This is a genomic window from Streptomyces sp. FXJ1.172 (assembly GCF_001636945.3).
In the GTDB taxonomy this organism is placed as follows: Bacteria; Actinomycetota; Actinomycetes; order Streptomycetales; family Streptomycetaceae; genus Streptomyces.
The window spans coordinates 291,711-303,691 of record NZ_CP119134.1 but is presented as its reverse complement, the minus strand read 5'-3'; the positions used below and the strand labels follow the sequence as shown (position 1 = coordinate 303,691).

Genomic DNA, 11,981 nt, shown 5'->3' with positions numbered 1-11,981 from the left:
GCACGACTGTGGCCGACCGGAAGGGGAGCGCCCTGTGAGTTCCGTATCGTCGGCGGTCCCCCGGCCGGGGCACACGAAGGCCTTCCTGCGCCTGGTGATGATCGAGCACTCGGTCTTCGCGCTGCCCTTCGCCTACATCGCGTCTTTGACGGCGATGTACCAGTGGGACAAGAACATCCACTGGGGCCGGCTGCTGCTGGTCACGATCTGCATGGTCGGCCTGCGCACGTTCGCGATGGCGGTCAACCGGATCATCGACCGCGAGATCGACGCCCGTAACCCGCGCACCGCGCACCGCGAGCTGGTGACCGGCGCGATGTCGGTGCGCCATGCCTGGACGGGCGCCCTGATCGCCCTGGTGGTCTTCCTGGCCGCGGCGGCCCTGCTGAACCCCCTGTGCCTGGCCCTCGCCCCCGTCGCGGTGATCCCGATGGTGGTCTACCCCTACGGGAAGCGGTTCACGAACTTCCCGCAGGCCATCCTCGGCCTCGCCCAGTCCATGGGCCCGATCGGCGGCTGGCTCGCCATTTCCGGTTCCTGGAACTGGGACGCGGTGATCCTCGGCCTCGCCGTCGGCGTCTGGATCGGCGGCTTCGACCTGATCTACGCCTGCCAGGACGTCGACACCGACCGCGAGATCGGCGTCATGTCGGTCCCGGCCCGCTTCGGCATCCCGGCCGCGATCTGGGGCGCGCGGGTGTGCCACACCATCACGACGGCCCTGTTCGTCTGGTACGCCCTGGCCACCCACGCCGGCGCCTTCTTCTGGCTCGGCCTGCTGATCGTCGCGGGCGCCTTTGGCTACGAGCACCGCATCGTCCGCCCTCATGACCTGTCCCGCCTGAACAGGGCGTTCTTCTCGGTCAACGGCTTCATCGGCATTGCCCTGTTCGTGTGCGCCCTGCTGGACCTGCTGACGCGTAGCCTCGCGGTGTAAAACGCCGCCGCGCGCGCACGGTCACGCGTCGCAACAGTCTGCTTGTCCCGGCCCAGGGCTGAGCAGGGTCGGTGCCAGAAGGAGGACTCAGCCTCCGCCGCAGCCGGCCCCGGACAGCCGGCGTCGGAGTCGCGATGGCGTCCAAGCACGGCTGAGTGAACACGTTCGCCAACGTCCGCAGGCGCAGCGCGGCGGCTTCATCCCGGTCGACGAGGACCAGGCTTTGGACGCCTCCGCGCTGGGCGACAGCCTGCGCAACACCACCGGCGCAAAATGGCCGCGCTCCGGGACCTGTTCCAGGTCCGACGCCTCGACGCACCCCTGACCGAGGCCCCGAAGGCACTCGCGGACGCCTCCCGCGCCGGCAACGACTTCCTGCCGGCCGGCGACGGCGCCTTCCGCCTCCGCACAAGTACGCCGCCGCCGCGATCTCGTCCAAGGGAGGCGAGACCGCCGCCGATCGTGATCAGCGGCTCTTGTCCCGTCCCCGGCGAGCCCGTCACCCCCTCCGCCTCACTGCTGCCAGCAGGCGCGGTCGCAGGCACCCTACGGAATCAGCCATTCCTTCTCGACAGGGGGCGTTGCGTGAACCTTCGACCAGCCGAAATCCGTTTTCACAGCGGGTGGTATTTCCTATTCGCTTAGGTTAACAGGAATATACTTTCCCGCAGTCGCGGCCGATCACGATTCACGCATCATGACGTCCCACGTTCACCTTTTCATCATTGACCGGGAACGCACGCAGAACCCACACTGAATGCGGACAGAAACCGCAATTCTGTTCCGATGAGCCAGGAACTGAAATCGCCGGCCATCAGGTCAACCAATGATTTGGAGTAAACATGCTCAAGATGCGGATCGCCTCGGTGGCAATTCTCGCCGGAGCCGCACTCGCGGCGGTGACGACGGGCGCGCAGGCCTCAACCGCCACTGACACCAACTCTCTTATCAAGGAGCACATCAGCTGGTCCAGCTGCCAGTTCTGGGCCTCTGCGTACAATGGCGCGAGCGGCGAGCAGCAGGGGGTTACGAGCACGTACTTCTACTGCGCCAACGGCGGAAACGGCACGGCGAACCTGTGGCACAAGAACTACTGATCCCACATAAGACATCTTTTCCTCCGTGAAGCGGAAATAATTCTCCGTCTCACATCCGCGACCGAAAGTGCATTTTCGGCCGATAGCACACTCCAGCAGCAAGGAAGGCGACTGCCTGTTCGAGCGAACAGGCAGTCGGCACCCGCTCCGGAGCGCCATTGGCAGCCCCCATCGGCACACTCTCCCGGGTTGCGCGCCCGTCACCCGCCCGCGTCAACTACGGCAGGGGTACCGCACACTCGGCTCACCGTCACTCACGCTCACTCCCGGCGGCTGCTGCTGCGGCGGCGCCGGTTCAGTTCGTCCTCCGCTGTCCCCCGGGCAAACGCGTAGATTCGGCGTTCCTCTTCCAATGAGGGGGCGAGGCGGCGGTTGCAGTGCATATGGAGAAGTGCGCGCAGGACGGCTGAGGGGTCGAGCCACGGCTCCGCGGCCGCTGCCTTGCGCAGACCCGAGCCGAAGCGGACGAGCCGCTCCGCCCAGTCCTCCAACGCCTCGCTCGTGGCGCCGGGCGCCTGGTTCCCGGCCGCCGTCAGGGCGCGAGCCTCCGGACGGCGAGCCACGTACCCGCGGTGGAGCGCCGGGTGCTTGGGGTAGTTCCGGGTGAGCCACTCGGCCGGATCCTCACCCGAGTCCCGCAAGAAGTGGTGGACCAGGGCCGTAAGGTCGGTTGCCACCACCAGGGCGTCCGACGTCCCCTCGAGCCGATCCAGCACCAGGCGACTGTCCGCGTGGAAGAAGCCCTCCGCCTCCGCGATGAACCCGGTGCCCCCGTAGCGCTCGGCCTCCGGCGCGTACGTGCGCAGCGCGACGTCGTTGAACACGCCCTCGGCCAGCAGGTCCCGCGTCCACGTGCCGAGGCGCGGCAGAACATCCGCGCTCAGCGTGCCCGGCTCCCCGTGCAACCGCAGTCGCAGGTGCGGTCGTCCGGTGGCCTCGTCGGCGTACCGGATGAAGAACCACCGGTCGATCCGCTCGCCCAGGCCGGCCACCCAAGGACGCACAATGGTGTGCAGGATGTCCTGTTGTGCCCCGGCGGATCCGTACAGGTGGGCGGAGATCCACTCCCCGCCGGGCGGATGCCGTAGTTCAGCCGTCCTGCGCGGTGCGGGTGTGGAGGGCCGGGAGCGGCGAGTGGACGCAATGGGCTGCTTCGCATGCAGAGGTATGACGATCTCCGCCTCGTGCGCTCCGTCCGGCCCTTCCAGCCAGCCCTCGTCGCGTTCCAGTGTGAGGTCCTCGTGCAGGAGGCACTCGGTCTTGCGCGCTTCCTCGCACAGCAGGGCTCGGTGACCAGCCAGGCGGAGATCGAGCGCGACGAACTGGTCGCCCTCCACCAGCCGTACCCGGTCCGGCACGTTCCAGCGGCGGCGCCACGTCTCCAGGGCCTCCGCCTCGTCACCCCCCGGGCTGGAGAAGGCGCCCTCCTCCAGCCGCCAGGAGGTCGGGTACAACACCGTACGGCCGTACCGCACGCCGGGGAGGAAGGGGGAGGCGGCGAGGGAACCCCACTGCCAGCCGGCCACGGGCCTCGTTGTCATGGCGGGTGCTTCCCGGAGGAAACGTGCGACGTCGGGGGTCTGGGAAGGATTGAGCACGTGCGCGGTGAACGGAGCGATCTCACGTCCCGAGGCGTCGTCCCACAGGTGGAAGCCGTCCTGATCGGCGCTGACCATGACATCACCGAGCCACACGGTCCCGGGTACGTCCGGGTCCTCGTACAGGCCCACGCAGAGGTGAGCGTCGGCCACCTGTGGGATACCGGTCACGTTGGACTGACGTGTGGCAGGGGTCGCGTGAAAGAGCTGTACGGGCAGCACCTGGGACGTGCCGAGCGGCGCCGAGCGGCGCAGTTCGGTCAGTGTTTCGCCGGCGTCGAGGAGATGGGCGAAGCGTCCCCACACCGCACCCGCCTCCCTGCCGCCGCCCACCGGAGAGAGCACGAGTACGAACGCGCCGCGTTCCATCGCCTCGGCGGAGTCCGCCACGACCGAGGCGAAGAGGTCGACGGATGCGGGCAGCTCGCCCTGCTCGTACGCGAGTGCCGCGACGTCCTCCTCGCCGAGATCGATGTGACGCCGGCCGGCGGTGAGCGCTTGCGTGAACAGCCGGTGCAGCACTCGCTCCCGCCCGGTCTCCGGCTCGGGTGCGGGCGGAACCGTGCGGTGGCCGCCGGGCAGCGTGTAGCCGGCGGGGGCGCCCAGCCCCGCGTCCGGGTCGAGCAGACGTGTGACGGGAACACGCTCGCCCGCGCTGTACCGTTCGCAGAACTCGGCGTGATATGCGCGCATGGCACGGGTGGCGGGGCCGTCTCCTGACGAGAGCCGCCAGAGCACGGTCGCGGCGCGCTCGGCCTCCCGGGCCACCGCCGGTGGCAGCCGCACCTCCGCGTCCACGGCGAGATCGACCTGGACGCCCGGCTCCGGTCCGCTCGCCTCATGGAGGGCTTTCAGTTCCTCGTACCCCTCGCCGACGGGACGGATCCGGTACGCCTCGGCAAGACGCGCCCACTGACGTCCGCGCTCCCAGCCGGGGTCCCGATCCAACGCGTACGCGAGCGGGTTCTCGTGCCAAGGCGGGGGAAAGGCGTCGCCCAGGAGTATCTCCAGGTCGAGAAGCGACTTCAGGAAGCTCCAGACCTTCTCGGCTCCCGCCTGGGGGAACGCCTCGACCAGCGCACGGTGCAGTTCCGTGGCGGTGACCGGCCGGGCGGCGAGCCGCAGCACCGCCTCCACGACCGGTGAGCAGCGAACGCTCGATCGAACGGTCTTCTCGCCGTTCACGGTCACGGGAGCGAGCAGCCTGCCCGCCCGTACCGAGCATGAGTTGTTGACGACCACGCGCAGGTCACGACGGCCCAGTTCGTCGGACCGGAGCCTTTCCTTGAGCTGTCTGTGCAGCCAGCCGCCGTCGGGCTTCACACGTTTGCGGTGTTCTCGCCCGAGCGTCGCGTACGCGCCCTCGCTGAAACGTCCCACCGCCACACCCGCCATCAGCCCATAGGGTGTGGACCGGGTAGCCATACGTATCTGGTAGCGGAGTGCCGAGGAGAGCGCTTTTCCCCGGATGCGTGGGGACGCAGGCTCCCCTGAGGCGATGGACTGCAGTCGATGGGCCAGCGAGGGGCTGGACACGGCGATCGCCTCCCGCAGGAGCGCGTCCTCCACCAGCTCGGACGGCGGCAGGCCCAGTGCCCTCGTCTTGCCAACGAGAGGCGTCCGCAACAGGAACGTCACCGCAGAAGTGAACAGGGGTTCATTCATCGGCGTGCTCACCATTCCGCCGTCTCTCCTCCTGTCGGACATCGGGGCGGGCGCAATTCGCCGGGGTGATCTCCGTACGTCTTCCCCGACTCACAATGTCCGACCGAACTGAGTGAGTCCTGAGTCGAAGAGAGCCCGAAGGGTGGCCCGCTTGGCACCGCGGGCCACCCGGTAGCCGCATTTCGCTGGCCGATTCCTCAACCGGTCAGAGAGCGACGTGAGGTCGTCTGTCAGTAGTCGCGGGTGGCGCTGGCGGCAGCCCGGACGACGTGCGCGACTTCCTCGTCCTGGATGTCGAGGTTCAGCATCTCGTTGTTGGCTTCCATGTGTCCTCCTTGGTCGTATCTGGCATGGCTCGGGAAATTTCCGGACACCGGTCCGGAATAACCCTTTCCGCTGCAGCGACAATAACCACAGCTCAGGGGGATGCGGAAGGAGGAACTTTTTTACGTTCCCGTAAAAGCTCTGGATGGCTGGATGTGATCGGTAGGCCGCTTCGATTGGGCGCATTCTTGCCGGGATATACGGGATGAAATCGGACTATTTGCCCCTCCTCGGCCGCACTCGGAGATGTAGAGCGAAGCATTCCAGCCATATCGCGGTATATGACGTCAGGCGCGAACCAGAGGTGCCCAGAATTCGTTGCACACCTTCGCCGTTGACAGTTCCGGCGCCAACGACGAACATGTCATTTTGAATTTCTGTCGCGGAATCTCGCCGCCCGTCACAGGGTCGGAGTTCATGTGGAAACCCCGGCGGGTGAACCCGTTGATTTGGTGGCCAATGGGTGTTCGCTGCGCCGAGCAATAGGGAGATCATGAAGACAGCCACCGACTCACCGACCAGCAGCAGCCCCCTGTGGAAATACCCGCGCTTCCGGCGGTTCGCATCGGCCAGTCTCATCTCGGCCACCGGGTCGGCGATGGCCCCCCTGGCACTTGCCTATTCCGTCATCGGTCAGGGCGGAGAAGCGGGAGATCTCGGTCTGGTGCTTGCCGCGAACACTGTCCCGACGATTGTTTTTCTTCTCGTGGGGGGCGTCTTCGCGGACCGCCTCTCGCGAAGCCTGCTGCTCTTCTCCGGTAATCTGCTGGCGGCAGCCGCTCAGGGTGTGCTGGCGGTCACGGTGGCCGGCGGCCATGCGACGACGGTGTCGATCGCCGCGTGCGGCTTCCTCTCAGGAATCGCAACGTCGATCATCGCTCCTGCCTCGCAGGGCGCCGTCGCTCAGATCGTTCCCGCGGAGCAACTGCAGCAGGCCAACGCGATGCTCCGGCTGCCGGGGAACGCCGTCAGAGCCCTGGCGCCCGTCATCGGCGGAGTCATCGTCGCCGCCAGCGGCGCGGCGTGGGCCCTGGCCTGGGACGCGGTCACATTCGCCGCCGCGGCCGTGCTGCTTCGCGGCCTGCGCCTTGACGCGCCGGTCACCACCAATAGTCTCCTGGCGGATCTGCGGGCAGGATGGACGGGCTTCTGGTCGCGTACCTGGCTGTGGACCTATACGGCTGCCGGGACCGTGCTCGTCGCGGCCTGGCTGGCAGGCTTCCAGCTTCTCGGCCCCCTGATCGCCGCTCAGCACTACGCCGGTGCGCGCGACTGGGGCCTGATCCAGGCTGCCTACGCCTCCGGTCTGCTGGCCGGGACGCTCGTCTGCCTGCGCTGGAAGCCGTATCGCCTGCTCGCCGTCGCGGTCGCGACGAGTGGTGCTCTCGCGCTCCCCCTGGCCGCCATGGGAAGTGGCCTGCCGCTGTCACTCGTCCTGCTGGCCGCCCTCTTCGCGGGTATCGGACTCGACATCCAGGTCGTCACACTCACCACCGCGTTCCAACAGCACATCCCCCACGCCGAACAGGGCCGCATGAGCGCGCTCGGTGGGCTCGGGGAGCGCCTCGCCATCCCTCTCGGCTACCTCATCACCGCTCTCGCGGCCCGCTCATGGGACAGCCAGAGCATTCTGCTGGGATGCGCCGGCCTGATCGCCGGGGCTACCGTCCTCAATCTCTGCGTCCCGGATGTGTACGGCCTCAACCGTCTGGCGGAAGGCACACAGCTCCGGAGCACGAAGTGACCATCAACAGGTGAAGCCGGCTGTACCCTCCGCATGCGGAGTCGGTCCGGCAGACACTCACGACGGTGGCCGACCAACACGTATCTCCGCGTCGCAATAACGGCCAAAGCACACGTGTGTGTGCAATGTATGCTCATTTGTATGACTGACCCCAATGAGGTTTCCAGGGCCGCCCACGCCTTTCAGTCGGCGGTGGACGAACTCGCCGGCGTGCTCCCGAACGGGTTTCGGAAGCGTAGTCCCGGTGGCGCTCTGCTGGCGACCACCGGCTCGCTGATCCCCGCGCTCAATGGGATCACGAGCGCGGAACCCACCGCGGACAAGGCGGAGATCGCCCTGCTCTGCGACGCGGCCGAGCCACACGTCAAGGGACTTCCCTGGAGCATCCGGCTTCGTGGCGAGCCGGATGAGGGGATCGTCGCCGTCGCCGCCGACCACGGGCTCACCACGCTCACGCGGCAGCCCTTCATGCTGCTGCAGCTGACGGACGACCGGACCGCGCAGGAGCCCGACCATGGACCGGCCTCCGTACGTCCGTTGCGTGACGATGAGTACGAGGTCTTCGCCGAAGTCCTCGGCGCCGCGTTCGGGGCTCCGCCCGCGATCATCACCAGCCTCTACACGCCTCTTGTCCTCGGTCAGCCCTTCGTCCGCGCCTACGTCGCCGAGGTGGACGGTGTGCCCGCCGCGGCGGGACTGGCGATCCTCACCGGCGAATACGTCGCGCTCGCCAACATCGGGACCGTTTCCGAGTACCGCCGCCAGGGTCTCGGCCGGGCCGTCACCGAGACGATCCTGCGGGACGCACACGCCGCCGGCGCCCGCACGGCGTACCTGCACTCCAGCGACGAAGCGATACCCCTGTTCGAGCAGGCCGGCTTCCGCACCGAGGAGTTCTGGACCTTTATCACCGCGTAAGGCCCGGCACGGCGGCGCTCCCTCCGGTTGGAGCAAGGCCTGCGTGTTCTGCTGACCACGGTTCGACGGCGTAGACATCGAGCCCACGGAGGGGTTCGTCGGCGAAGCGGCGAACCCCTCCACTCTTCACACATCCTCATCATCGACGGCACTCTCGTGGCCGCCTTCGCTCGCAGCGTCCGCGGTTCCTCCACGAACTACCGCTACTCGGCCAACCTGCGGGCCCCTTGTGCGCCGACACCCGCCTCGTGCGTGCGTCCGGGCAACCGCGACGGCCGCTCCGCCCTCACCGAGTCCGGCATCGACAGCGCCTGCGGCACAAGGCGGCCGTCGCAACGACGGCGGCTGCCGGTGCACCGCGCCCGCATCCGGTTCGTGCGCCCGTGCTGCCCGGCAGGGCCCGGCCGTAGGCCTCCCGGCTCACGTCAGGTGAGGATCCGGACGCTTGCCTGAAGCTGGATGGTCCTCACCGTAACCGCCGTCCAGCATCCTCGTTCGGGCGGATGGCCTGAGTGTTCGAAGTACCACGCCACAACCGCCGCATCCACGTCATGCGACGACTTGGCCGAATCAGACCAGGCTCGGGTGTGCCGGGTGAACCCTGCCCAGGTGTGTCTCGTGATCCTCGCAGGTGCCTGGACGGGAGGAAGGCGCTGGACAACGGAGTCCGTGCCTGCAGCGGCCATAGGTGTGAGGACCGTACCCGACCATGAGCCACGGCTGCGTCTGGATCGAGCGTCGGCCTTGTACGGCGCTCTCGGAGAACCATCGTTGAAGGAGGGATCGCGCTGTCTACGGCCATGAGGAACGCGACGCCTTTAGTGGAAAGCGGAACCGCCGCGGACCACTCACCCATTCACGTCCAGGTGATCTCGCGGGAGGTTGCGCACGTACCCGCGCTGCAGGTCTACGAGACCCTGGCCGGTGATCGGGCCCCGGACGACGTCTACCTCTTCGAGAGTGCGGGCGGGCCGCCCACCGACCGGCAGGTGACCGTGGTCGGCTGGGGGCGCCTGGCGGAACTGCAGATGTACGCGGACCGCGTCGAACTCGTCGCTCCCCCGCCGCTCGCAGCCGCGATCTCTGGCGCGGTCTCGGCCACGGCCGCGGGGCCCGCCACGGAGCGAAGTGGCACCCTGGTGTGGCCGGCGAGGGACCCATGGGAGGTGGTGCGCGCGGTCCAGGGCGTGTTCCGCGTCGCGACGGACGTGCCCACGTCCTCCTTCGCCTTCGGGTTCCTGACGACGCTGGCCTACGAGGCGGCTTGGGAGATCGAGAACCTTCCGCCCGTGAAGGCCGGACACCGTCCGCCGCACTGCACGCTCACACTCTTTCGGGATGTCCTCTGGTACGACCTGGACGGCGGCACGGTGCAGCACCTGTCGGCGCGTGGCGAACTCCTGGGCGTGCCGGCCGACCGGCCGCCGGCCGAGGTGCTGGCCGAGGTGCTGGCCGAGGCAGCGGTCCTCGCGAGCGGTCCAAAGCCCGCGCTGCCCGCCGCCCCCGAGCCCCGGTCGGTGCGGGACACCGTACCCAGAGACGTCTTCCTGGAGCGGGTCGAGCGGTGCCTGTGTCACATCGGGGCGGGTGACAGCTACCAGATCCAGATCGGCCACCGTATCGACGTCGAGTCCGACCTCACGCCGTACGAGGTGTACCGGCGGCTGCGGCATCGTTCCCCCTCCCCGTACATGTACCTGGTTCCATGGGCCGGCCGGACCGTCATCGGCGCCAGTCCGGAGCTGTTCTTCCGGCTCCGGGAGGGCCGGATCACCATGCGTCCGATCGCTGGTACCGCGCCACGCTCGGCGGACGCGGCGACCGATGCCCGGCTCGCGGCGGAGCTGACCACGAGCGCGAAGGAGCAGGCGGAGCACGTCATGCTCGTCGACCTGTGCCGCAACGACATCGGCCGCGTCTGCATACCGGGCACGCTCATGGTCGAGACGATGATGGAGGCCGAGCCCTTCGCATCCGTGCACCACCTGGTCTCGACCGTCTCGGGGCAGTGCCGGCCGGACGTGGACGTCTGGGACACGGTACGAGCCACGTTCCCGGCCGGTACCATGACGGGCGCGCCGAAGGTGCGCGCCATGGAGATCATCCACGACATCGAGGACGAGCCGCGGGGCGTCTACGCGGGAGCCCTCGGCCTGGTGGACACGCGCGGGTATGCCGTGTTCGCCCTGTGCATCCGCACCGCCGTCCACGACGGGCAGCGCTACAGCACGCAGGCGTCGGCCGGCGTCGTCGCCGACTCGGTGCCGCACGCCGAGTGGCGCGAGACACTCGCCAAGATGAGCGCGGCGTACTGGGCCCTGACCGACCAGGAGCTGCTGCCGTGAACGACGCCGCACCGAACCGGCCGCCACGCGTGCTGCTCGTCGACGCCTACGACAGCTTCAGCCACATCATCGACCAGTACCTGCTCACACTGGGTGCCGAGACCACAGTGGTGCGCTCCCACACCCGAACGCCCGCCGAGTTGCTGGCCACCGAGCCCGACGCGGTCGTGCTGGGTCCCGGCCCGGGGCACCCGGCCGGCTCCGGACACGTCGAGCTGGTGCACGCGTTCGCCGGCCGGGTGCCGGTCCTGGGCGTCTGCCTGGGGCATCAGGCGATCGGACTGGCCTACGGAGGAGGCGTCGCCGTGGCACGCACGCTGATGCACGGCAAGACCAGCACCGTCCTCCACGACGGACAAGGGGTGTTCGAGGGTGCCGCACCGGAGCTGGTGGTCACCCGCTACCACTCCCTCGTCGTCACCGATCCGCTGCCCGGCGATCTCAAAGTCACCGCCACTTCCCTGGACGACCGGCACGTCATGGGGCTGCGACACCGCACGCTGGCGGTGGAGGGCGTCCAGTTCCACCCGGAGAGCGTGACCACTCACGACGGACTCAGGCTCTTCGGCAATTTCCTGTCCGCCGTCCGCACCCCGGTGCGGCGGTGAGCCGGAGCCGGCCCGACCTTTGGAACAGCCGACTCGCACTGGAGGGAGCCCATGGCCCCGCACCGACCTGTCATCCTCGGAATCTCCGGATCCGAACGCCCCGCCGGAAACACCCGACTCGCCCTCGAACGAGCCGGCGAACTCGTACACGCACGCGACGCCGAATTCCGCGTCATCGCCTTACGGGACCACCTGATCACCCCGTGCGGCCCGTGCGGCGACTGCAACAGCCGGCCGACTCCCTGCACGATCCAGGATGACGTACCCGCGATCGTCGAACAGATGAAAGCCGCGGACGGCATCATCTACGCCGTACCCGTGCACGGCTTCGGCATGGCACACCCCATGCAGATCTTCATCGAACGCGCCGGGGTCGGCCACCTGCGGTTCGAGCGGCCACTCGCCAACAAGGTGGGCGGGGTCATCGTGATCGGGCGCCGCTACAGCGACACCGCCGTCCACAGCCAGTTGGTGGACAACATCCTGCTCAACCGCATGATTCTGGTGGGCAGCGGGTTCCCCGTGCTGCTGCGCAACGCCTCGGACCAACCCGGCCTGACCGACACCGAGGGGCTGGACGCGATGGAACGCATGATCAGCCGAATGATCGACATGGTGGAACTGCTCAAGCGGCACGAAGACGCCGGCCCCGGGCCGGTCCTGCCCCCCGACGATGTCAACGAACGGGCCCAGCGCCGCCCCCGCATGGCCCCCACCCCATAACCGCCCCCAGGACACCGGCTCA

General features: G+C 68.2%; 8 protein-coding genes. 7 read left to right on the top strand and 1 reads right to left on the bottom strand.

The window, feature by feature from the left end:
* Positions 1-34 precede the first annotated feature (34 nt).
* Entirely contained in the window at positions 35-937 is a 903-nt protein-coding gene (mqnP, locus tag A6P39_RS43155; RefSeq protein WP_275884015.1) for a menaquinone biosynthesis prenyltransferase MqnP, read from the top strand.
* An 842-nt stretch (positions 938-1,779) separates the two neighbouring features.
* A complete protein-coding gene (locus tag A6P39_RS43150; RefSeq protein ID WP_275884014.1) occupies positions 1,780-2,034 on the top strand; it encodes a hypothetical protein in 255 nt (84 codons plus the stop codon).
* Between the two features lie 260 nt (positions 2,035-2,294).
* On the opposite strand, the gene A6P39_RS43145 is transcribed toward A6P39_RS43150, so the two are convergent.
* Positions 2,295-5,297 (bottom strand): lantibiotic dehydratase, encoded by a 3,003-nt coding sequence (locus A6P39_RS43145; RefSeq protein ID WP_275884013.1) that lies wholly within the window; start codon positions 5,295-5,297, stop codon positions 2,295-2,297.
* Between the two features lie 817 nt (positions 5,298-6,114).
* On the opposite strand from A6P39_RS43145, the gene A6P39_RS43140 reads away from it, so the two are divergent.
* From A6P39_RS43140 to A6P39_RS43120, 5 genes are all read left to right on the top strand, one after another.
* Positions 6,115-7,365 (top strand): MFS transporter, encoded by a 1,251-nt coding sequence (locus A6P39_RS43140; RefSeq protein WP_275884012.1) that lies wholly within the window; start codon positions 6,115-6,117, stop codon positions 7,363-7,365.
* Between the two features lie 141 nt (positions 7,366-7,506).
* On the top strand, positions 7,507-8,283 hold the full coding sequence (locus A6P39_RS43135; protein WP_275884011.1) for a GNAT family N-acetyltransferase: 777 nt from the start codon (positions 7,507-7,509) through the stop codon (positions 8,281-8,283).
* A gap of 800 nt (positions 8,284-9,083) precedes the next feature.
* On the top strand, positions 9,084-10,628 hold the full coding sequence (locus tag A6P39_RS43130) for an anthranilate synthase component I family protein (RefSeq protein WP_443053094.1): 1,545 nt from the start codon (positions 9,084-9,086) through the stop codon (positions 10,626-10,628).
* A complete protein-coding gene (locus A6P39_RS43125; RefSeq protein ID WP_275884009.1) occupies positions 10,625-11,236 on the top strand; it encodes an anthranilate synthase component II in 612 nt (203 codons plus the stop codon). Before A6P39_RS43130 ends, A6P39_RS43125 begins: the two co-directional genes overlap by 4 nt.
* A gap of 51 nt (positions 11,237-11,287) precedes the next feature.
* Positions 11,288-11,959, top strand: coding sequence for a flavodoxin family protein (locus A6P39_RS43120; protein ID WP_275884008.1), 672 nt, complete (start codon positions 11,288-11,290; stop codon positions 11,957-11,959).
* Positions 11,960-11,981 lie beyond the last annotated feature (22 nt).